Annotated in this window: 24 protein-coding genes and 1 riboswitch; of the genes, 13 read left to right on the top strand and 11 right to left on the bottom strand. The window is 64.4% G+C overall.

Annotated elements, in window-relative coordinates; genetic code table 11:
- The first annotated feature begins 74 nt into the window (after nucleotides 1-74).
- A complete protein-coding gene (locus IVB45_RS24635) occupies nucleotides 75-896 on the top strand; it encodes a helix-turn-helix transcriptional regulator (RefSeq protein WP_247362523.1) in 822 nt (273 codons plus the stop codon).
- Between the two features lie 67 nt (nucleotides 897-963).
- On the top strand, nucleotides 964-1629 hold the full coding sequence (locus tag IVB45_RS24630) for a DsbA family oxidoreductase (RefSeq protein WP_247362520.1): 666 nt from the start codon (nucleotides 964-966) through the stop codon (nucleotides 1627-1629).
- An 8-nt stretch (nucleotides 1630-1637) separates the two neighbouring features.
- Here IVB45_RS24630 and IVB45_RS24625 read toward each other — a convergent pair whose 3' ends face one another.
- On the bottom strand, nucleotides 1638-2801 hold the full coding sequence (locus tag IVB45_RS24625) for a GNAT family N-acetyltransferase (RefSeq protein WP_247362519.1): 1164 nt from the start codon (nucleotides 2799-2801) through the stop codon (nucleotides 1638-1640).
- Nucleotides 2802-2960: 159 nt separating this feature from the next.
- On the opposite strand from IVB45_RS24625, the gene IVB45_RS24620 reads away from it, so the two are divergent.
- Nucleotides 2961-3389: a YeeE/YedE family protein gene (locus IVB45_RS24620; protein ID WP_247362813.1), complete on the top strand. Its 429-nt coding sequence runs from the start codon at nucleotides 2961-2963 to the stop codon at nucleotides 3387-3389.
- 5 nt (nucleotides 3390-3394) lie between these two features.
- The gene (locus tag IVB45_RS24615) at nucleotides 3395-3862 is read left to right on the top strand and encodes a DUF6691 family protein (RefSeq protein ID WP_247362516.1); all 468 of its coding nucleotides are present in this window, start codon (nucleotides 3395-3397) and stop codon (nucleotides 3860-3862) included.
- Nucleotides 3863-3919: 57 nt separating this feature from the next.
- On the opposite strand, the gene IVB45_RS24610 is transcribed toward IVB45_RS24615, so the two are convergent.
- Together IVB45_RS24610 and IVB45_RS24605 are read right to left on the bottom strand one after the other, a co-directional pair.
- On the bottom strand, nucleotides 3920-4249 hold the full coding sequence (locus IVB45_RS24610) for a hypothetical protein (RefSeq protein ID WP_247362514.1): 330 nt from the start codon (nucleotides 4247-4249) through the stop codon (nucleotides 3920-3922).
- 109 nt (nucleotides 4250-4358) lie between these two features.
- Nucleotides 4359-4763 carry a hypothetical protein gene (locus IVB45_RS24605; protein ID WP_027567630.1) on the bottom strand — a complete coding sequence of 135 codons (405 nt, stop codon included), beginning with the start codon at nucleotides 4761-4763 and terminating at the stop codon, nucleotides 4359-4361.
- 182 nt (nucleotides 4764-4945) lie between these two features.
- On the opposite strand from IVB45_RS24605, the gene IVB45_RS24600 reads away from it, so the two are divergent.
- On the top strand, nucleotides 4946-5179 hold the full coding sequence (locus IVB45_RS24600) for a hypothetical protein (RefSeq protein WP_007602200.1): 234 nt from the start codon (nucleotides 4946-4948) through the stop codon (nucleotides 5177-5179).
- A gap of 252 nt (nucleotides 5180-5431) precedes the next feature.
- Here the strand turns inward: IVB45_RS24600 and IVB45_RS24595 are convergent, their stop codons facing one another.
- Complete coding sequence (locus IVB45_RS24595) at nucleotides 5432-5674, bottom strand: PilZ domain-containing protein (RefSeq protein WP_247362512.1); 243 nt, start codon at nucleotides 5672-5674, stop codon at nucleotides 5432-5434.
- Nucleotides 5675-5854: 180 nt separating this feature from the next.
- Between IVB45_RS24595 and IVB45_RS24590 the strand changes: the two genes are divergently transcribed.
- Complete coding sequence (locus IVB45_RS24590) at nucleotides 5855-6148, top strand: HdeA/HdeB family chaperone (protein WP_027567633.1); 294 nt, start codon at nucleotides 5855-5857, stop codon at nucleotides 6146-6148.
- Between the two features lie 106 nt (nucleotides 6149-6254).
- On the opposite strand, the gene IVB45_RS24585 is transcribed toward IVB45_RS24590, so the two are convergent.
- Nucleotides 6255-6719 (bottom strand): PaaI family thioesterase, encoded by a 465-nt coding sequence (locus IVB45_RS24585; RefSeq protein WP_247362510.1) that lies wholly within the window; start codon nucleotides 6717-6719, stop codon nucleotides 6255-6257.
- 360 nt (nucleotides 6720-7079) lie between these two features.
- Here IVB45_RS24585 and IVB45_RS24580 point away from each other — a divergent pair, with 360 nt between their 5' ends.
- Together IVB45_RS24580 and IVB45_RS24575 are read left to right on the top strand one after the other, a co-directional pair.
- Nucleotides 7080-7391 carry a hypothetical protein gene (locus tag IVB45_RS24580; RefSeq protein ID WP_027567635.1) on the top strand — a complete coding sequence of 104 codons (312 nt, stop codon included), beginning with the start codon at nucleotides 7080-7082 and terminating at the stop codon, nucleotides 7389-7391.
- Nucleotides 7392-7495: 104 nt separating this feature from the next.
- Nucleotides 7496-7750 (top strand): hypothetical protein, encoded by a 255-nt coding sequence (locus tag IVB45_RS24575; protein ID WP_027567636.1) that lies wholly within the window; start codon nucleotides 7496-7498, stop codon nucleotides 7748-7750.
- 9 nt (nucleotides 7751-7759) lie between these two features.
- Here the strand turns inward: IVB45_RS24575 and IVB45_RS24570 are convergent, their stop codons facing one another.
- The gene (locus tag IVB45_RS24570; RefSeq protein ID WP_027518878.1) at nucleotides 7760-7993 is read right to left on the bottom strand and encodes a hypothetical protein; all 234 of its coding nucleotides are present in this window, start codon (nucleotides 7991-7993) and stop codon (nucleotides 7760-7762) included.
- A 203-nt stretch (nucleotides 7994-8196) separates the two neighbouring features.
- Nucleotides 8197-8385 (bottom strand): hypothetical protein, encoded by a 189-nt coding sequence (locus tag IVB45_RS24565; protein WP_027567637.1) that lies wholly within the window; start codon nucleotides 8383-8385, stop codon nucleotides 8197-8199.
- A 294-nt stretch (nucleotides 8386-8679) separates the two neighbouring features.
- Here IVB45_RS24565 and IVB45_RS24560 point away from each other — a divergent pair, with 294 nt between their 5' ends.
- Nucleotides 8680-8961: a DUF2798 domain-containing protein gene (locus IVB45_RS24560; RefSeq protein WP_027567638.1), complete on the top strand. Its 282-nt coding sequence runs from the start codon at nucleotides 8680-8682 to the stop codon at nucleotides 8959-8961.
- A gap of 686 nt (nucleotides 8962-9647) precedes the next feature.
- Here IVB45_RS24560 and IVB45_RS24555 read toward each other — a convergent pair.
- Nucleotides 9648-9815 (bottom strand): hypothetical protein, encoded by a 168-nt coding sequence (locus IVB45_RS24555; protein ID WP_247362507.1) that lies wholly within the window; start codon nucleotides 9813-9815, stop codon nucleotides 9648-9650.
- A gap of 252 nt (nucleotides 9816-10067) precedes the next feature.
- On the opposite strand from IVB45_RS24555, the gene recA reads away from it, so the two are divergent.
- The 3 genes from recA (at nucleotide 10068) to IVB45_RS24540 (ending at nucleotide 13244) form a co-directional block, all read left to right on the top strand.
- Nucleotides 10068-11156: a recombinase RecA gene (recA, locus tag IVB45_RS24550; protein ID WP_027567639.1), complete on the top strand. Its 1089-nt coding sequence runs from the start codon at nucleotides 10068-10070 to the stop codon at nucleotides 11154-11156.
- Between the two features lie 98 nt (nucleotides 11157-11254).
- Nucleotides 11255-12238, top strand: a complete 984-nt coding sequence (locus tag IVB45_RS24545) for a hypothetical protein (protein WP_247362505.1) — start codon at nucleotides 11255-11257, stop codon at nucleotides 12236-12238.
- Between the two features lie 10 nt (nucleotides 12239-12248).
- Nucleotides 12249-13244, top strand: coding sequence for a hypothetical protein (locus tag IVB45_RS24540; protein ID WP_247362503.1), 996 nt, complete (start codon nucleotides 12249-12251; stop codon nucleotides 13242-13244).
- 175 nt (nucleotides 13245-13419) lie between these two features.
- On the opposite strand, the gene gcvP is transcribed toward IVB45_RS24540, so the two are convergent.
- The 3 genes from gcvP to gcvT all read right to left on the bottom strand — a co-directional run bounded on the left by gcvP (nucleotide 13420) and on the right by gcvT (nucleotide 17993).
- Nucleotides 13420-16284 carry an aminomethyl-transferring glycine dehydrogenase gene (gene gcvP, locus IVB45_RS24535; protein WP_247362810.1) on the bottom strand — a complete coding sequence of 955 codons (2865 nt, stop codon included), beginning with the start codon at nucleotides 16282-16284 and terminating at the stop codon, nucleotides 13420-13422.
- A 180-nt stretch (nucleotides 16285-16464) separates the two neighbouring features.
- Entirely contained in the window at nucleotides 16465-16833 is a 369-nt protein-coding gene (gene gcvH, locus IVB45_RS24530) for a glycine cleavage system protein GcvH (RefSeq protein ID WP_027567642.1), read from the bottom strand.
- A gap of 11 nt (nucleotides 16834-16844) precedes the next feature.
- Nucleotides 16845-17993: a glycine cleavage system aminomethyltransferase GcvT gene (gcvT, locus tag IVB45_RS24525; RefSeq protein ID WP_247362501.1), complete on the bottom strand. Its 1149-nt coding sequence runs from the start codon at nucleotides 17991-17993 to the stop codon at nucleotides 16845-16847.
- A 143-nt stretch (nucleotides 17994-18136) separates the two neighbouring features.
- A riboswitch (glycine riboswitch) is annotated at nucleotides 18137-18225 on the bottom strand.
- Nucleotides 18226-18447: 222 nt separating this feature from the next.
- Here gcvT and alaS point away from each other — a divergent pair.
- Entirely contained in the window at nucleotides 18448-21141 is a 2694-nt protein-coding gene (gene alaS / locus IVB45_RS24520) for an alanine--tRNA ligase (protein ID WP_247362498.1), read from the top strand.
- The last annotated feature ends 1 nt before the right edge of the window (nucleotide 21142 follow it).

The following is a 21142-nucleotide window of genomic DNA, read 5'->3' as shown; positions in this document are numbered from 1 at the left end:
CGCCGGCCCGCGGGCCAATTCGATTACCTCCGACGTAATGGAAGGGCCGAAATCTGCGTGCTAGGTTTTCGACCATGAACGCACATGCATCCACGGCACAGGCCGAACGCAGCCAGCCAATCCATATCGGCGACCATTTGCGCGAATGGCGGCAGCGCCGCCGCATGAGCCAGCTCGATCTCGCCGGCGAGGCCGAAATCTCGGCGCGGCATTTGAGCTTCGTCGAGACCGGCCGCGCCGCACCCTCGCGCGACATGGTGCTCAGACTCGCCGAACGTCTCGACGTGCCCTTGCGCGAACGCAACGTGCTGCTGGTCGCCGCCGGCTATGCCCCGGCCTTTCCGCAGCGCCCGCTGGAGGATCCCGCCTTGAAATCAGCCCGCCAGGCGATCGACCTCGTCCTCAGGGCGCACGAGCCGAATCCGGCGCTGGCTTATGACCGGCACTGGAATCTGGTCTCCGCCAACCGCATGCTGGCGCCGCTGCTCGCCGGCATTCCGCAGCGACTGCTCGGCCAGCCCTTGAACGTGCTGCGGCTCGCCTTCCATCCCGAGGCGCTGGCGCCGCGCACGGTCAATCTCGCGGAATGGTGCGGGCATCTCCTGGAGCGGTTGCACCGGCAATGCGAGGCGACGGCCGATCCCGAGCTGATCAAGCTGTACAACGACCTGAAGAGTTATCGGATCCCGGCGCGCGCGGCGCCGCTGTCGAGCGACAATGTCGCGATCCCCTTCAAGCTGCGCCACGACGGGGAGATACTCAGTTTCTTCTCCACCACCATGGTGTTCGGTACGCCCGTCGACATCACGCTGTCGGAGCTGGCTCTGGAAACCTTCTTCCCGGCCGACGAGCGCACTGCCGAGCGGCTCCGACAAATGGCAGCAGCCATGAGCTAGCGGCCTTGCCTCGGAACGGGTTCGGCTTATCTTTGGGCGCAACCCGCAACGCCCGAAGGAGGCGCTCATGAGCACCCTAAAGCCGCTCCAGATCGACGTCGTTTCCGACGTGGTGTGCCCCTGGTGCTATATCGGCAAGCACCGGATCGAGAGTGCGCTGGCGCTGGTGCCCGACGTTCCGGTCAAGCTCAATTTCCGTCCCTTCTTCCTCAATCCCTGGGTGCCGTCCGAGGGCATCAGCCGGGAGGAGTATCTCACCAAGAAGTTCGGCTCGGTCGAGGCCTATAAGGGCATTGCGGGACGCGTCGTTGCGGCCGCGGGCGAAGAGGGGCTCGTCTACCGGCCGGAGCTTGTCGCGCGTCAGCCCAACACCACCGACTGCCACCGCCTGATCCTCTGGGCCGAGGCGATCGGCAAGGCGCCCGAGATGAAGCAGCGCCTGATGGAGCTGTATTTCCGCGACGGCGGCGACCTCACCGATTTGAACGTGCTTGTAAAGGCGGCTGCCGATGTCGGCCTCGATGCCGACGACGTGCGCAAGCGCCTCGCCACCGACGAGGACGTCGCCCGCGTATCGGCGGACGCGCAGGAAGCCGCCGAGAAGGGCATCTCCGGCGTGCCGACCTACGTGTTTGCGCAAAAATACGCCGTCTCCGGCGCGCAGGATCCCAACATGCTCGCGCGCGCCATCCGCGAGGTCTCGGCGGAGATCAACGCGCAGGCGGCGGAGTAGGAGCTATCCTATTTACGAAGCAGGCGAACTGCGCGGCGCGCCGCCGCGTAGGCGATGCCGTGCGCCGCGAGCGCTCCGTGAACGAGCGCCACGATGGGGTCGTTCCGCCGCAACGGTATGAGCACGTCGCCGACGGCGAAGCGCCCGCGCCAGATCGGGTTGATCATGGGGTGATCGGCGCTCGCCGTGGAATCCGCGCTGGCGATGGCCGGATCGGCGCAAAGGCGGCGGGTGAGCTCGAGCGTGAGCTGCACGCCCGGCGAATATCTGGCAAAGCGCTCGTCGATACCGAGCTTGAAGAAGAAAGCGCGATCCTGATGGCGCAGCACGATGCCGGCGGCCACCGGCGTGGCGCCGGCGCGAAGGGTGATGATCTCGCATTGCGCGGTTTCTGCCAGCGCGGGAACGGCGCGGCGGATGAAGGTTGCATCGCCGGCATGCTGGACCAGCGCGGTTCCGCGCTTGCCCTTCCAGCCACTGGCTTCGAGCTGCAGGAATGTTTCGAGCGCCGGTCCGATCTCGTCGGGGCTGTGCGCGACCTCGAACACGACGGTGCCGTGGTCTTCGAGACGATGCCGTTGGCGGCGCAGCTCCTTGAGCTTTTTGGTACCGAGCGCGTTGCGTAGCAGCGTCTCACCATCCACCGTCGCGTCCAGGCTGGCGCGGATGTAGGAGCTCAGGAGGCGCGGCTTCAGGCCGTCGCGATTCAGAACCTGGTTGAGGGCGGTCATTGCGGCCCCATCGAGCGCGACATCGTTCAGCACGAGCGCATGCGCTCCTGTCGCGCGGGCCTGCTGCAACAGGCGCGTCGCTGCCTCGGTCGGGGCATCGCGGTCGATCAGCGGGCTGCACAGCGTGCCGTAGGGATGGGCGCTCACCAGCGCGGGCAGGGGGATCTTCCATGCCCGCCAGAGCGAGATCACCGGCATAAGCCCGATCAGCCGCGATCCATCGTATGCGGGAAGCGCCGAGGCATCGGTGCGGCCGCGCGCGGTTGCACTGACAGCGAGCTCCCAGCCCGGCAGGTAATATCCGTTCGGCTCGATCGCGCGCTGCGCGAGTGCGCGCCATTGGCCGGCTTCGATCGCCGTAAGCGGGACGCGCGCGCGCGCCGTCGCGGCAGGCTTTGCCGATGCCGGATTGATCGCAGCCTGGTGCGCGATGTCGACCACGTCCCGTCGTCCCCGTTCAGGAGGCCATGCTTAGCGCAAAGATTGGAAAATACCGTTGGGACGCCGCTTCAATTCGAGTGGTAATATTAACGTCTCGTTGAGCATCCGCCGGATGTTCCGATGGATACGACAGAATTGCTCTCGACCCGGAGGATCATCATGGTCGTCACACCTTTTACGCCGATTGCGTCGCTCTTTGGCGGCGCGTTGATCGGCCTGTCCGCCGTGCTGCTGATGTGGACGACGGGGCGAATCGCGGGAGTCAGCGGAATCGCGGCGCGGCTGTTTCCGCCTTACGAGGGTCGGCAATTCGCCGGCCGGCTCGCCTTCGTCGCGGGCCTCGTCATCGCGCCCGTCCTGGTGCGCCTTGTCACCGGAAGCCTGCCGGCGCAAACGATCGCCGCCGGAACGCCGCTTCTGATTGTCGCGGGACTGCTCACCGGTTTTGGCGCGGTGTGGGGTAGCGGTTGCACCTCCGGCCACGGCGTCTGTGGCTTGTCGCGGTTGTCGGTGCGATCGCTGGTCGCGACCATGACCTTCATGGCGGCCGGCATGGCGACCGTCTTCGTGATGCGGCACTGGACCTGACCGCGATGACAATCCTCATTCAATTCGGAATCGGTGTGGTCTTTGGCCTTGGCCTCATCGTCTCAGGTATGTCGAACCCGGCGAAGGTCCTGAATTTCCTGGACGTTGGCGGCATCCCGGCGGGAACGTGGGATGCAAGCCTCGCTTTCGTGATGGCCGGCGCGGTCGCGGTGACCTTCATCGGCTTCAGTCGCGTCTTGAAACTGGCGCGGCCTGTCTTCGCCGATCGCTTCCATGTCCCAACGCGAAAAGATATCGATCCGAGAATTATCGCCGGTCCCGCCATCTTCGGTATCGGCTGGGGCCTTGTAGGCTTTTGTCCAGGCCCGGCGTTGACCGCGCTCGGATTTGGCTCGGCGTCCGCATTCATCTTCGTCGCCGCGATGTGTGCTGGCATGGTGCTCGCCCGCTTCATCGCGCAGCTTCCGTCGGCAACGCGTGTCGTCACGCCGGCAGATCCGCTCGAAACCTGACATGGACAGGACCGGGCGAGTTGTCTCGTCCGGTCCTGCCTGTCATGGCTTCATCGACTACCAGCGATCGCCGACACCGACGCCAACACTGACGCCGGGCGCGCGGATGCCGACGCCGCCGCGCGGACCATCGTCCCAGTCACGATAGGTGCGGCGCTCGTAGTAACGGTCGCGCGGCATGGTCGCGTAGGAGTCGCGCACAATCACGCGCGAGCCGCCGCGGGTGCGATAGCAATTGCCGGAATCGTCGCAGACCAGCCGCACTTCCTGGACGAGATCGGGGCTGGTGTATTCGCTGGTCGTGTAGATGTCGGCGGCCTTCGCGCCGCTCACCGCTGCCAAGGCTCCGACGCCAGCCAGCAATGCAATCGTGAATGTCCTCATCATGTCCTCCTCGAAACTGCCCTCGGCGGTAACAAGAAGGGGAGGCGGCGATCGTTCCGGCAGAACTGCAGGTTTTTCCCGGAACCGGATCGCTTGTCGGCGTGATTTGTTCCTAGATCGGTTCGTAGCTTTCCGATCCGCAGATGTCGTCCGCTTCGGCGCGGCGGCGATCGATTACCTTTCCGCCCGATATGGTCACGATGTAGGTCTGTGGGCCGAGCGGCGAGCCGGTCGCCGAGGTGAGCTGGGCGCGGACGCAAGCTGTCCAGCCCGGTCCCCGCACCTCACGATGAGGCGTGGCGACATGCACCTCACGCGGATAGGACGTGCTGAGGAAGACGAATTCGATCTGCTCGCGCACGACGCGTTTGACGTCAGGGGGCGCTTCGGGCGGAGGCTGCTCGGCCTCCTTCATGCGCATGAACTCGGGCACCGGTGCGCGGCTGTCCGCAAAGCCGCAGGCCCCGAGCGCGAGCGCGCTGGCTAGCAGCGCGGCATGAATAATGATCCGCAACATCCGTGAAGGTCCCCTGCGGGCCAAAATAGGCACGAATGCGATCCGACGAAGACCCGGCCGATCAAGATTTGCTGAAGCCAGTATTCCCGAAGCCAAGATTTCCTCAGGCCCTTGGAGCCCGCAGCATTGGCTATTCCATAATTGCCGGCTAGTTTGTGCGCCAGACGAGGGGGATTGCGTCCATGAGGATTTTGGTCATAGCGGCCGCGGTGCTAGCGCTGGCGGTTGCCTCCGCGCAGGCGCAGATGGGCGGCGGCAGGCGTCAGCCTAACGAGGGCGGCCAGAAGGCGGACAACAAGCCCAAGGTCGACGAGAAGGCCTACAAGGCCGCACTCGAGCGCATTCCCGAGTCCAAGGAGAAGTACGATCCGTGGAGCGGGGCGCGTCCGCCTGAACCTGCCAAGAAGCCGAAATAGGTGAGGCGGGCGCTGGCGACCCGCTCCTGCTATTTGGCCGCTCTCATCACGCTCCTCGCATCGTCACCGCAGCCAAGCATCGGGCGGCAAACGGCTGGCCCATAGCGAGCCTGCTGGCCAGGCGAGGTTTCGTCGTCGTGCTCGCCCGCGACACCGGCAACCCATGTGAATCTGCGTGAGCCGTCGCCGTCGCATCAAGCAATGATCATCGTGTTGTGGATGTGATGCGAATGATCATTCACACGGTATGCACTACTGTACGAAAGCGAGGCCGATGCGCCTCTCGCTGCGCCAGACGGGGCGGCATTTCCGCACGAAATTGTCGCGCGCGATCGCGAGCGTGAACGATTGCGGCACTGCGACGAGGGTATCGAGGTCGATTGCGGCGCCGTCCGCCGACATGTTTCGCACCGTGCACGTGATGCCGCAATTTTCAAAGGTGATCGTTCCACCCTTGAAAACACGGTAACGCTGCGCTGCACGCTTCTCGATCATCCGCGTTAATCCATAATGATATTTGTGAAGTAGTGCATAGAAATTACGTTGAACTAAACTCAATACTGGCGCTACTTGCACAGCGCTTCAGATTTCGTTTACGACGTCGAAGCGGAAGTCACTCCGCGGATTTTCCCCCAAGCCGTTTCTTTGTGGCGCTACGCGCCGATGGAGATATTGATGAAGACCACGCTTTCGCTTCTGTTCGCCGCAGCGCTCTCGCTGTCGTCCATGCCCGCCCATGCCACCAAGCTCGATCTCGCGACCATGAGCTGCAAACAGTTCCTGGAGAGCGGCGACGACACCATCAAGATGGTGCTGACCTGGATGGACGGCTGGTACAAGGGAGATGAAGAGAACGCGATCATCGACACCGACGTGTTCGTCGAGAACGCCAAGCAGTTCGGCAGCTATTGCGGAAAGAATCCGAACGTCAGCATCGTCACGGCGGCTGACGAAGTGCTCGGCAAGTGACTTCTCCCGCGTGACGGCGCGACGCGCGATCGCATTTCCTGCCTCGACATGACGCTATCGAGAGCCGCGGTGCGCTGTGCGCTCACGCGGCTTTCTTCTTTGATGCTCACCCCGGCAGCATCGCGAACGCGCTCGACACCATCGCCACCGGCTTGTTGTCGGTGGCCGAGAGCAGCGTGACCCGGCCAAAGCTCATGGTGCGCCCGAGTCGGACCACGCGGGCGTCGGCCAGCACGTCCGACGAGGAGACTGCGCGCATGAAATGCGTGGTCTGGTCGACCGTCGTCATCGGACGATAACCGCGGTTGGCGGCGAGGTTCGCAATCACCATGGCGGTATCGGCGAGTGCCATCAGCGCCTGGCCGCAGACCACGCCGCCGTTGCGGCACAGGCGCTCCGAGAAAGGCATGCGCAGGAGCGCTGCCGGCTGCCAGTCCGGCACGTCCGACGGCGGCAGATGCTCGATGCGCTCGACCGACAGGTTGAGATCCTGGACCCAGGGCGCAAAGACCTCGCCGAGGATGCGTCTGGCTTCAGTGATGCCGAACTCGGCTTCTGGCTGCGATGGCATTGCTGTCGTTTCCTCCGTGTTGCCGGATGTTCGGCATTCCGAGCGGACCGGCGCGGCAAAGTCACCCGGACTGCCGCGGGTCCCGTCGGCTTGAAAATGCCTGACTTCGCCCGGTATGATGCCACGGAGTGGGTATGGGTGGGTGATGTTGCGTCGGTATGTCCTCGTGTTTTGTCTGGCCGGGCTCGGCCTGTTGCTGAACGGGTGCACCAAGTGCGGCCCGATCTGGGACGACTGGCTCCACGCGCCGAAATCGTGCAAATCGGACCGGCTCTAGCGGGCCGAGCAGCCCCTGCGGTTGTGCCAGGGGTGACAAGGCGCGGGCGACCCGCGCCGCCATGGATGATCAAGGAGTCGATGATGAAGCTTTTCCGTATGGCCGCGGTGCTGGCTGTTCTGGCGGGACCGACCGTGCTGGCGGGACCGGCCTCTGCGCAAATGCCCAATCTCAATTTGCTGCAGGACGGTCCGGGCAAGACCCCTGAGGAGAAGGCCGCGGAAGCCGAGCGTGACAAGGCCTACAAGGAAACGCTGAAGAAGATTCCGGATTCCAAGGCCTCCAACGATCCCTGGGGCGGCATGCGCTCCGACCCGCCGAAGCAGGCGGCGGCGCCAAAGGCGTCGGCCGCGACCGGTGCGCCGAAGAAGAAGTCCGGCACGACTGCCAATTGACCCTCTGTCCGATCGGAGGCGGCTGATGCCTCCGGCCGGGACTCCATTTCGGCCGGCCCGCTTCCTACATTGCGCGAGAGCGTATTGCGTAAAGGAGGCGGGATATGGCCGATCGTCCGCGAGATCTCGCCGAGCGGATGGCGCGCCGGCGCAAGATGGGCGGCAAGCCCGGCGCGAGGGCCGGCGACGGCTATCTGCGCGAAACCTTCACGCTGCCACGCGCGGCGGCACGGGAGAGGGCGCAGGCCTTCTTCACCCGCTACCCCAAGGCCGGCTATATGAGCGCGGTCGAGACCTGGCGCGAGCTGCCCGGCGGCGACATCGAATTCACGATGCGGCGGCTGCCCAGCGCGGATTAGGCTTGGCCCCTATTCGAAGGTTTCCGATGTGATGCGGATCCGGAACACGGGCTCTTTGGCCTCGTCCAGCAGCTCCATATTCCATTCGGAATTTTCCTGGAGCTTGCGGGCGATGCCGGCAGCCATGTCGGCGCAGACGCTGGTCATCTCCTTCCAGGCCAGATCGCGATCGGCAAATTCCGACGCCTGGTCGGCACAGCCGGAATAGCTGCCGTTCCGGATTCGAAAGAAGTAGAGCGGCATGGTTCGCACCGATCGCGCCTGATGGCTCCGTCCCCACGGCCATAATCGCGGGCAGTCCAATCCCAAACCGTCGGCAGATCAATTCCGGTCGGCTACGGAATAGCCCCATGGGAGCCGCTGCGTCCTATAGGCCATGACGGCTGCGGCGCGCCGGGGCGCGCCAGCCCGCCGCCGATCTCGGTCCTGCCGTTTAGGCCTGCCGCTCAGGCGGTTTTGCGCCCGATGGCCTTCAGCTCCCGATCGATGCGCAGCTGCACCCGCCGGATCGCCAACAGATCGATCTTGGTCTCGGTTCGGCCGGTCTTGATCTGCTCGCCGATCCGGAACTGCCACTGCCAGATGCCGGGAAGTGCCGTCTTGGCGACGGTGAACTCGACGCCCCTGTGATTCATGGCCTTCTCCCACGATTCACTTCCATCACTGAGAACATGCTGGGCGGCATAATATTCCGGGGGAAGTTGAATCTGTCGGTAAGCCCCGGATAGCTCACGGCTATCTCGCAAACGCAGGCGCTCCGAAACATTCGAAATCGGATGTCGAAAGACGCCGGCCACGCGCGGCGGCGCGAGACCTCATGCCCGTGGTTCTCCGACCAAGAACAGAGTTCCTGGGATGGGTAAGGGCGCCTTCCGGAACGCGGCATGTGCCTTGCTTGGCCCGATGAGGCTAAGCAACATGGGCGCGTCATGCCGGGCATCCCCCGCCGCTATTCTCATTTCGTGTTCGGAATCATCCAGTCCGGACTGACCTCGCTGATCGCCGCGGGCATCGCCAGCTTTCCGGCAGGGAACGCACTGGACTTCCTCGCGCACTGGATGGTGTCGTGGCTGATCGCATGGGCGGCGATGCTGCCGATCGTGCTGCTCGCGGCGCCGGCGATCCGCGCCTTCTCGCTGCGGCTGACGCAGGAGGAGGGCGGTTCGCAAACCGGCCGGCCGGCATGGAAATCGGCATCAAAATCGGAATGAAAAACCCCGCTTGGAAGAACCAAGCGGGGAAAGGTTATTGGAGGCTGAGGTGCTGGGCTGCAACACCATAGCCAGGCGAACCTAGCCGGCTCAGCTTACGACAGCCTGACAAGGCTGACGGTGGCAGCGAAAGCCGGAGCGCGGCGGGCCGCAGACTGGCCCCGCACCGGTCCCAATTTCGACATCCGTTCGCACAACTCAGGACACAACCGCAGGCGAGATTTCGCAGCGACGGTGCTGCCATGGGGGAAACGTGGCGCACCGGCAACGGGGTGGCATCATGGACAACGTAGAGCGGTCATTCGCCGCCGCGACGGCGGCTGGCTTCGTCGTGCTGGTGATCGGCATCGGGTTGCTGGTTCTGCTATAGGCGGCGTTGGGTGCCGGGATATGGCTCCATGACTGGAAAGGCCCATGCGCGCCTTTCAAAAACACGAAAACAACCCCATGCACAGTAGCCCGCCGGAAAATTCTCTCGTTCAATCAATAGTTTACTGGTAGTAATTGGATACCATATCGACTCGGACTCGCCTCCACGGCCATCCGAATCCCGATTCCCGTGCCGATCTTTTTGAGATCAATGGCGCCGCTCCGGCCTCGTCGCTGGCGCGTTGCCGCTGGCGAACACCGCCGCCGCCTGCCCAGCCAGCCGGCCTGTCAGCTCCTAAGCCCTCGTCCCCGCGGCCTTAGTGAACCTTGATCGCGTCCAGCGGCAGATGGAGTTCGGCGGCACGCTCTTCGCGATCCTTCTTGCGGAACTCGTTTTCCTTGCGCTCGAACTTCCTCAGTTCCTCCCGCGCGGCCTCCAGCAGCGGAGTGCGCCGGCTCGTATCGTGATGCGTATTTTCCGTCATGATTGGAAGTCCCAGAGTTGCAGTCTCATCCAAGAGAAGGCCGCAGACCGCGAAAGGTTCGGTGCCGCAGGATTACCGAATTCTGGCGGCGTGCGGGTCATCCGTCTTTGATGCGCGTCAGCCAGAGCGTGCAAATTCCCAAAAGAACATATTGCGAACCTAGAACAAATAGGGTACATTGCTTTTATCGCCGCGCCGCCTCGCCAATCGTTTGTCCCTCACGCGAATCCTCGTCATAAGGAGCACGACCCGATGTCCACCACTGCCCTGCGTATCGTCGAAGGATCCTCCATGGACAAGAGTAAAGCTCTCGCCGCCGCGCTCTCCCAGATCGAGCGGCAGTTCGGCAAGGGCTCGGTGATGAAGCTGGGCAAGAACGACCGTTCGATGGATGTCGAGGCGATCTCGTCGGGCTCGTTGGGGCTCGATATCGCGCTCGGGATCGGCGGCCTGCCGAAGGGGCGCGTCGTGGAGATCTACGGGCCGGAATCCTCGGGCAAGACCACGCTGGCGCTGCACACGGTTGCGGAAGGGCAGAAGAAGGGCGGCATCTGCGCCTTCATCGACGCCGAGCACGCGCTCGACCCGGTCTATGCGCGCAAGCTGGGCGTCAACATCGACGAGCTCCTGATCTCCCAGCCGGACACCGGCGAGCAGGCGCTGGAAATCTGCGACACGCTGGTGCGCTCCGGCGCGGTCGACGTGCTGGTGATCGATTCGGTCGCGGCCCTGGTGCCGAAAGCCGAGCTCGAGGGCGAGATGGGCGACGCGCTGCCGGGCCTGCAGGCCCGTCTGATGAGCCAGGCGCTGCGCAAGCTGACGGCGTCCATCAACAAGTCCAATACCATGGTGATCTTCATCAATCAGATCCGCATGAAGATCGGTGTGATGTACGGCTCGCCGGAGACCACCACCGGCGGCAACGCGCTGAAATTCTACGCCTCCATCCGTCTCGACATCCGCCGCATCGGCGCGATCAAGGAGCGCGACGAGGTTGTCGGCAACACCACCCGCGTCAAGGTCGTCAAGAACAAGCTGGCGCCGCCCTTCAAGCAGGTCGAGTTCGACATCATGTACGGCGAGGGCGTCTCCAAGATGGGCGAGATCCTCGATCTCGGCGTCAAGGCCGGCATCGTCGAAAAGTCCGGCGCCTGGTTCTCCTATGACAGCCAGCGCCTCGGCCAGGGCCGCGAGAATTCGAAGGCGTTCCTGAAGGCCAACCCCGACATCACCGCCAAGATCGAGACCTCGATCCGCCAGAACTCCGGCCTGATCGCCGAGCAGATTCTCGCCGGGAGCCCCGAGCGTGACGCCGACGGCGAGGAGCCGGCGGACGAGTAAGCTTCAACAGTAAAGTTTTTCGCGAGGAGCGGGCGCTGAGGACGTTGAGTTGCCGACGTCGTCAGTGCCCGTTTCGTTTTGCCTGGAGTATTTAGGCGATGAAGCGTGCGTTTCTGACGAGTTCGTCCGGCTTCGACCTCATGCGCTCGGGCCTTGCCGAAATCGTCATCCCCTTCACGTTCCGCTTTGTCGATGGGCCTCCGCCTCTTAACGAACTTGCAGTCTATGTCGCCGCTCGCTCGGGGGGAGCGGGTCCGGGGACGCACTGGTCGGACTTCGTTGGACGCCGGCCGTCGGCTGCCGAAGACCGCAGACATCTCTCGCTGGTCGAGTTCTGCCAATCCTACGACGTCGTCGAATTGTGGTTCGATCGGACCCCAAATGATCAGCTCCAGCTGATCTGGCTGCTCGAATATCTCCGCTCCCACCCAGAGACCGTGGCCAAGTCAAAGCTCCGACTGACTGCCTTCGATCTCATCTCACAGGAGGCGGCGAACATTAGTAAGTCGCTGTCCTACATTCCGGCTGTCGACATCACCTCGGATGAACTCGCAACGGCAAGGAAGGCTTGGCTGGCCTACGCCGCGCCGACGCCCGAGGCCTGTGTCGGCCTCGTTGACAACGATCTGAGTGCCCTGCCGATGCTAAAGCCGGCCTTGATCGACTTGCTGGCGGAGCTTCCGTCAATTTCGACGGGGCTCGGCGCGACGGAAATGCGATTCCTCGAACTCATTGCACGGGGTTACGAACGGACGAATGCATTGTTCCATCTGCGTAGTCTTCGCCGTACGCGTGTTTTTAGCGAGTTTGAGCTGGGGTGGTTGCTGCACGGACTTGCGCTAGGTCCGAGACCCGCGATTGCCGGACTCGACGATGAACTGCGGAATACCCGCCGAGAGAATCTGAGGGACCGTGATGAGGCTTATCTGCGGAGCAGATTGTCGATAACGGAGTTTGGGAGGTCGGTGCTGGCGGGCAGGGAAGATTTCAGCCGCCACAATCCAATCGATCGCTGGTGGGGCGGCACGCGGCTGACCAACGATCGGCTGTGGCGCTACGGCCCTTCTTTGACGAAGCCTTGAGGCCACCGGCATGATGCGGCTCATTGTGACAACGGACTCGTCCACCGCCGGCGCGATCCAACGCGCCGGCCTTGCTGATCTCGTGATTGCGATCGAGCGCCGGCTGGTCTGGGGACCGTTGCCGTCCGATGTCGAGCTCGATGCGTTTTTTGCGCCACGCACCAAGCAGCCACATGGCCTTCATTGGCTGGATGATACGCCGCGCTGGCGTCTCGAAGGATCGGGTGCGAAGGATCGCGGATTGATCGAATTGTTCGCTGAATGCGACTCGGTCGAATTGTGGATGGAGTCAGAGCCGAATGCGCAATTGATTCTGCTCCGGTTGCTCGACTACTGCTGGCGCGAGAAATCGGCGGTTCCCAAGCTCGTCATGCGTCAGCTGGACATCTCCGTTGGCGGCGCCGATGCCGAGCGACTTGCAGCGCTCAACCCGCCGACCGTCAACCCCACGAAAGATCACCTTGATCTGACCGGCCGTGCGTGGCGCGCCTATCGCGCGCCGACGCCGCAGGACTGGTTTGATCTCCTCAAGGCGGATTTAGGCCTGCTGCCGCAACTCGGTCAGTGTGTGGCGGACCTCCTCGACGAGCTTCCGAGTGTCGCCATCGGTCTTGGAGCGACTGAAACGCGAATGCTGGAGTTGATCGCACCGGGCGACGTGCATCCCTTTGACGTTTTCCCGGGTGAGCAGAAACGCAATGAGCGGCGCGTTTTCGACTACTGGGAAGTCGGAGCGCTGCTCGATGGCCTCGTGCGATGTCCGGAGCCGGCGATATCGGGGCTCGACGAGGGGCCGTTTACGCTCGACATGCACAACGATCCTCTCCGTCACGCGCGATACAAGCAGTCCCGTTTGTCGCTCACCGATTTTGGGAAGGCGGTGCTGGCAGGAGAAGACGATTTCCTCCGTCATAACCCGATCCACCGATGGTGGGGTGGGACTGAGCTGACCAATGAACGGCTGTGGCGGTGGGATCGCGAAAGCCGATCGTTGGTTGCGCCCTAGATGCGCGTTCAGTGCCGTAGGGGGTGGGTTAGCCCTGCGACTGCGCGCAGCGCAGTTCGCACGGCGTAACCCACCACTGTTCGTCGCCGCGGAAGCTAAAGCGGTGGGTTACGCCGGCGGTCTGCGCCTTCGCGCCACCGCCAGCTAACCCACCCTACGAAACCTCCGTCGCGTCTTACTCCGCCGCCTCCGCGTAATCGCTCACCGGCGGGCACGAGCACACCAGATTGCGGTCGCCATAGACGTTGTCGACGCGCCCCACCGGGCTCCAGTATTTGTCGGTGCGCGAGGTGCCTGCGGGGAAGCAGCCCTCGGCGCGGGTGTAGGCGCGCTTCCAATCGTCATCCGCGATGTCATGCACGGTGTGTGGGGCATGACGCAGCGGCGACGCCTCGATCTTGAAGCGGCCGGCTTCGACCTCGGCGATTTCCTTCCGGATCGCGATCATGGCATCGCAGAAGCGATCCAGCTCCGCCTTGGATTCCGACTCGGTCGGCTCGATCATCAGAGTGCCCGGCACAGGGAAGCTCATGGTGGGCGCGTGGAAGCCGTAGTCGATCAGGCGCTTGGCGATGTCGTCGACGGTGACGCCTGAGGTCGTCTTCAGCGCGCGGGGATCGACGATACACTCGTGCGCGACGCAGCCCTTTTCGTTCTTGTAGAGAACCGGGAAGTGCGCATCGAGCCTTGCTGCGACGTAGTTGGCGTTGAGGATCGCGATCTCGGTGGCGCGCTTGAGGCCTTCGCCGCCCATCATCAGGATGTAGATGTAGGAGATGGTGAGGATCGAAGCCGAGCCGAACGGCGCGGCCGAGACCGGCCCCACGGGCGCTTTCCCATCCGTCGCGGGATGACCGGGCAGGAACGGCTTAAGGTGCGCCTTGACGCCGATCGGGCCCATGCCCGGGCCGCCGCCGCCATGCGGAATGCAGAAGGTCTTGTGCAGATTGAGATGGCTGACATCGGCGCCGTAGTCGCCGGGCCGGGACAAGCCGACCTGCGCGTTGAGGTTGGCGCCGTCGAGATAAACCTGGCCGCCATGGCCATGCACGATGTCGCAGATCTCGCGAATGTGCTCCTCGAACACGCCATGGGTCGAGGGATAGGTGATCATGACAGCGGCGAGGTCGTTCGAATGCTTCTCGGCCTTGGCGCGGAGATCGTTGACGTCGACATCGCCGTTCTTTTCGCAGGCGACCACCACCACGTCCATGCCAACCATCGCGGCCGAAGCCGGGTTGGTGCCGTGGGCGGAGGAGGGGATCAGGCAGATCTTGCGATGCGTCTCGCCACGCGCCGCGTGATAGCCGCGGATGGCCAGAAGCCCGGCATATTCGCCTTGCGCGCCCGAGTTCGGCTGCAGCGAGATCGCGTCATAGCCGGTGATGTCGCACAGCCACTTCTCCAGGCGCGCGAACAGCGCGTGATAGCCGCGTGCCTGCTCGCGCGGGGCGAACGGATGCAGCGAGCCGAACTCGGGCCAGGTCAGCGGCATCATCTCGGTGGTCGCGTTCAGCTTCATGGTGCACGAGCCAAGCGGGATCATCGCGCGGTCGAGCGCGAGGTCGCGATCGCTGAGCTTGCGCATGTAGCGCAGCATCTCGGTTTCCGAGCGATGCGCGTGGAAGACGGGGTGGGTGAGGAAAGAGGTCGCGCGCTTGAGCGTCTCCGGCAGCGCCTCGCGCGTGGTGGCGTCAATCTCGGCATAGGCAAGCTGGCCGCCGAAGGCGCGCCAGACCGCTTCGACCGTCGCGGGCGTGGTGGTCTCGTCGAGCGCGATCCGCAATGCGGTTTCGCCGACGCCAAGGTTGATCTTGTCGGCAGCGGCGCGCGCGACGATCTCGGCGCGTTTGCCACCTGCATCCACGCTGAGCGTGTCGAAGAAATTGTCGGACTGAAGCGTAAAGCCGAGCTTGCGCAGGCCGGCCGCCAGCACGGCGGCGCGGCGATGCACGTTGCGCGCGATCTGCGAAAGGCCTTCGGGGCCGTGATAGACCGCATACATCGAGGCGATCACGGCGAGCAGCACCTGCGCGGTGCAGATGTTGGAGGTCGCCTTCTCGCGACGGATGTGCTGCTCGCGGGTCTGCAGCGCGAGGCGATAGGCCGGCATTCCGCGCGAATCCACGGAGAGGCCGACGATGCGGCCAGGCAGCGAGCGCTTGAGCGCATCGCGCACCGCCATATAGGCCGCGTGCGGTCCGCCATAGCCCATCGGCACGCCAAAACGTTGCGCCGAGCCGATGGCGATGTCCGCGCCGAGCTCGCCGGGCGAGGCGAGCAGTGTCAGCGCCAGCAGATCGGCGGCGATGATCGCGAGCGCGCCCTTGGCCTTCAGGCTGGCGATCGCGGGCCTGAGGTCGCGCACAGCGCCTGAACTGCCCGGATATTGCAGCAGCGCGCCAAGCACGTCCGTCTTGTCGAGATCGGTGAGGGGATCGCCGACGACCAGGGTCCAGCCCAGGGGCTCCGCGCGGGTGCGCATCACCGCGAGCGTCTGCGGATGCACGTCCTTGTCGACGAAGAAGGCCTTTGCTTCGACCCGTGAGTGCCGCTCCGCGAGCGCCATCGCTTCGGCGGCAGCGGTGGCCTCGTCGAGCAGCGAGGCGTTGGCGACGTCGAGCCCGGTGAGGTCGCAGATCATGGTCTGGAAGTTGAGCAGCGCCTCGAGCCGGCCTTGGCTGATTTCGGGCTGGTAGGGCGTGTACGCCGTGTACCAGGCCGGGTTCTCCAAAATGTTGCGTTGGATCACCGCAGGCAGGATCGTGCCGGAATAGCCCTGGCCGATCAGCGAGGTGAAGACCTGGTTCTGGGCGGCGAGCTCGCCCATATGCGCGATCGCCTCGGTCTCGCTGAGCGGCTTGCCGAGATCGAGCGGGGCGGCCTGCCGGATCGAGGCCGGCAGCGTCTGCGCCATCAGCGTATCGACGCTGTTCGCGCCGACGGCCTCGAGCATCGCGGTGACGTCGCGCGCGGAGGGGCCGATGTGGCGGCGGACGAAGCTGGTGGTGTCGCCGTTGGATTTGCGGTGCGCGGTCATCATGGGTCCTCGCTTCAGATGTTCTTGTCGCCGTCATGCCCCGCGAAGGCGGGGCATCCAGTAAACGCAGCCGCTTCGGCTGGGGCCGATGGGCCGCGGCGTACTGGATCGTCCGCCCCAGTGCGCAGTGCGCACAAGGCGGACGATGACACCGAATATGAGGTCGGAGTTCGCATCATCTCACGCCGTGTGGGCCTTGTACGCCGCTTCGTCCATCAGACCGCCGAGCTCGCTCTTGTCGGCAATCTTGATCTTGAAGAACCAGGCCGCGCCTTGCGCATCCGAGTTCACCAGTGCGGGCTCGGCGGCGAGCGCAGCGTTGGTCTCGAGCACTTCGCCGGTCACAGGCGCGTAGACGTCCGATGCGGCCTTCACGGATTCCACGACGGCGGCGGGTTCGGCCTTCTTCAGCGTGCGGCCGAGCTTGGGCAATTCGACGAACACGACGTCGCCGAGCTGCGATTGCGCGTAGTCGGTGATGCCGACGGTGGCGACATCGCCGTCGATCGCGAGCCATTCGTGGTCGGAGGTGTAGAGCGTCGTGGTCATTTTCTCGGTCCTCAGCGTTTGTAGGTGTTTTTCACGAAGGGCATGGCGGCGATTTGCACGGCCAGGCGTTGGCCGCGCACCTCGGCGAAGAGTTTTGTGTCGATCGCGCTCGATGCCGTGGGCACATAGCCCATCGCGACCGGCGCATTCAGGCTCGGGCCGAAACCGCCCGAGGTGACCTTTCCGATCGGCTCGGCGGAGGTCGCGTCCGCAAACAGCAGCGCGCCCTCGCGCACCGGCGCGCGGCCCTCGGTGCGCAGGCCGACGCGGCGGCGGGACGCGCCATGGTCGAAATGGGCGAGAATCTGTGCCGCGCCGGGGAAGCCGCCGGCACGCGCACCGCCGGTGCGGCGGCTCTTCTGCACCGACCATTCCAGTGCGGCCTCGACCGGCGTGGTCGCGGTGTCGATGTCGTGGCCGTAAAGACAAAGCCCGCCTTCGAGCCGCAGGCTGTCACGGGCGCCGAGCCCGATCGGCATGACGTCCGGATTGTCCAGCAGGGCCTTGGCGAGCCGTTCGGCATCGCCGGCAGGAACCGAAATCTCGAAGCCGTCCTCGCCGGTATAGCCGGAGCGCGAGACGAAGCAGTCGAGGCCGGCGACCTTGTGCGGGCCGGTATCCATGAATTTCATGTCGGGCGCCTCTGCACATAATTTCGCCAGCGCCGATTCCGCCTTCGGCCCCTGCAGCGCAATCAGCGCGCGGTCGGCCAGCTGCTCGATGACGCAGTCGTCCGAGAGATTCGCGCGCAGATGCGCCTCGTCCTCGGCCTTGCAGGCGGCATTGACGACCAGGAAGAAGTGATCGCCGAAATTGGCGACCATCAGATCGTCCAGAATTCCGCCCTCGGCATTGGTGAACTGGGCGTAGCGCTGCCGGCCAGGCGCGATCGCCATGATATCCTGCGGCACCAGCCGTTCCAGCGCGCGGGCGGCGTCCTCGACCTTGCCCGATTTCGGCCGGAGCGCGATCTGGCCCATGTGGGAGACGTCGAACAGGCCGGCTGCGTTGCGGGTGTGAAGGTGCTCCTTCAGGACTCCGGCCGGATATTGCACCGGCATGTCATAGCCCGCGAACGGCACCATCTTGCCGCCGAGCGAGACATGAAGATCGTAAAGGGGGGTACGTTTCAGGGAGTCTTTGTCGTCACGCGCAAGCATCGGGGGGCCCTCGGCGGTTCCCCGGGAACGATTTCCCGTGGACACCAGTCGAAGCCCCATCTGTCGCTGTGCCTGAGAGTATTATCCCGTCGGCGGACGCTGTCCGGACCTAAACCCGTCGGCGCCTCTTTCCAGATGCTGTCAAAGCCACGCGGTCCTTTTGCCTGAGAGTTTCCGGGGCGGTTGCTCCTTCGGCGCCGGCACCAGTGCCGGTCTCTCCCGACGTGGCCGTACGATACAGACGGGTAAAGACCACAGGCCGGCCAAGCCTGTCAACGCGGCATCGGCGGCTTTCCAACGGATTACGCGACTGCGGCAACGCCTTGATCTGGCTGCACAGTTTCTGGACAGCGAAGCTGGCCTTGTCTAAAAGCGCTTTGACCCGCAGATATCAGCCCAAACTGGCGGTTTGGATGGCTGGAAGGCGGGTGCAAGCACACCCGATTGGATGAACATGAGCGGCGTCAACGAGATCAGGTCGACCTTTCTGAACTTCTTTGCCGAGAACGGCCACGAGATCGTGTCGTCCTCGCCATTGGTGCCGCGCAACGACCCGACATTGATGTTCACCAATGCCGGCATGGTGCAGTTCAAGAACGTCTTCACCGGCGTCGAGAAGCGGCCCTACCAGCGCGCCACCACCTCGCAAAAATGCGTGCGCGCCGGCGGCAAGCACAATGACCTCGACAATGTCGGCTACACCGCGCGCCATCTCACCTTCTTCGAGATGCTCGGCAACTTCTCGTTCGGCGACTATTTCAAGGAGCGCGCGATCGAGCTGGCGTGGAAGCTGATCACGAAGGAATACGGGCTCAAGAAGGACAAGCTGCTCGTCACGGTCTACCACACCGACGACGAGGCGGCCGGACTGTGGAAGAAGATCGCTGGCTTCTCCGAGGACCGCATCATCCGCATCCCGACCTCGGACAATTTCTGGGCGATGGGCGACACCGGCCCGTGCGGCCCGTGCTCGGAAATCTTCATCGATCGCGGCGAGCACATCTGGGGCGGGCCTCCGGGCTCCCCGGAGGAGGACGGCGATCGCTTCCTCGAATTCTGGAACCTGGTGTTCATGCAGTACGAGCAGGTGACGAAGGAGGAGCGCGTGGCGCTGCCGCGTCCCTCGATCGACACCGGCATGGGACTGGAGCGCATGGCCTGCATCATGCAGGGCGTCGACAGCGTGTTCGAGACCGACCTGTTCCGTCATTTGATCGACGCGACGGCGTCTGCCTTGGGAAGCGGGCCGGACGAGAAGACCGTGGCCTCGTTCCGCGTCATCGCCGACCATCTGCGTTCGTCGGCCTTCCTCGTCGCCGACGGCGTGCTGCCCTCGAACGAGGGCCGCGGCTATGTGCTGCGCCGGATCATGCGCCGCGCGATGCGCCATGCGCAGCTGCTCGGTGCGCAAGAGCCGCTGATGCATCGGCTGGTCTGGGCGCTGGTGCGCGAGATGGGCCAGGCCTATCCGGATCTGATGCGCGCGGAAAATTTGATCGAGGAAACGCTGCGGCTGGAAGAGACCCGCTTCCGCAAGACGCTGACGCGCGGCCTCGCCATTCTCGACGAGAAGAGCGCGTCCTTGAAGAAGGGCGACATGTTCGACGGCGACGTCGCCTTCACGCTGTACGACACCTACGGCTTCCCGCTCGATTTGACGCAGGACGCGCTGAAGTCGCGCGGCATCAGCGTCGACCAGGCTTCGTTCACCGATGCGATGGAGCGTCAGAAGGCCAAGGCGCGCGAATCCTGGAAGGGGTCTGGCGAAGCTGCTTCCGAGGCGATCTGGTTCCCGCTGCGTGAGAAGCTGGGCGCAACCGAATTCCTGGGTTACGAGACCGAGAGCGCTGAAGGCGTGGTGACCGCGCTGGTCAAGGACGGCAAGGAAGCCACGAGCCTCAAGGCCGGCGACACCGGCGCGATCGTGCTGAACCAGACGCCGTTCTACGCGGAGTCCGGCGGCCAGGTCGGCGACACCGGCGTATTGACCGGCGAGGGCGGCATCAAATTCCGCGTCACCGACACGCAGAAGAAGCTCGGCGATTTCTTCGTTCACGTCGGCATGGTCGAGAGCGGCGAGCTGAAGCTCGGCACCGCGCTGCAGCTCGAAGTGGATCACGGCAGGCGCTTTTCGATCCGCGCGCATCACTCGGCCACGCATCTAATCCACGAGGCGCTGCGCCAGGTGCTCGGCGACCACATCGCCCAGCGCGGCTCGATGGTTGCGCCGGATCGGCTGCGCTTCGACTTCGTGCATCCGAAGCCGATCACGGCGGAAGAGCTCGCGCGGGTCGAGGACATCGCGAACGACGTGGTGCTGGAGAATGACGAAGTCTCGACCCGCGTCATGGGCGTGGACGAAGCCCGCGAAGCCGGCGCACGCGCCCTGTTCGGCGAGAAATATGGCGACGAGGTTCGCGTCGTCTCTATGGGCCGGACCGCGCGCGAGCGCGGCGCCAACGCACTCGGCTGGTCGGTCGAACTGTGCGGCGGCACGCATGTGAAGCGCACCGGCGACATCGGGCTGATCACGCTGACGGGCGAGAGCGCGGTCGCCTCCGGCGTGCGCCGCATCGAGGCGCTGACCGGCAACTACGCGCGAAAACACGCCAACGACACCATGGCGCTGGCGAAGACCGCGGCTCACGAGCTGCGCACCTCGATCGACGACGTCCCGGCGCGCATTGCCGCGCTGATGGAGGAGCGCAAGAAGCTCGAGCGCGAACTCTCCGACGCCCGCAAGAAGCTGGCGCTGGGCGGCGGTGCAGCTTCGAGCAACGGCGCGGCCTCCGGCGTGCGCGAAGTCGGCGACGTCAAGCTGATGGCGCGCGCGGTCGAGGGCATCGAGATGAAGGATCTCAAGAGCCTTGCCGACGACGGCAAGAAGCAGATCGGCTCCGGCGTCGTCGCCATCGTCGGCGTCACCGAGGATGGCAAGGCCGGCGTCGTCGTTGGCGTCACCGCGGACCTCACCTCGCGTTTCAATGCGGTCAATCTGGTGAAGGTCGCCTCCGAGGCGCTTGGCGGCAAGGGCGGCGGCGGCCGTCCCGACATGGCGCAGGCCGGTGGCCCCGACGGCGCCAATGCGGCCGCGGCGCTCACGGCGATCGAAAAAGCCATGATCGAACAAAAATCGGCCGGCGCGTAGG

Origin of the sequence: Bradyrhizobium sp. 4, assembly GCF_023100905.1 — a bacterium.
Taxonomy (GTDB): Bacteria; Pseudomonadota; Alphaproteobacteria; order Rhizobiales; family Xanthobacteraceae; genus Bradyrhizobium.
Note: the sequence above shows the minus strand (reverse complement) of the source record. Positions and strands in the feature narration are given on the sequence as shown.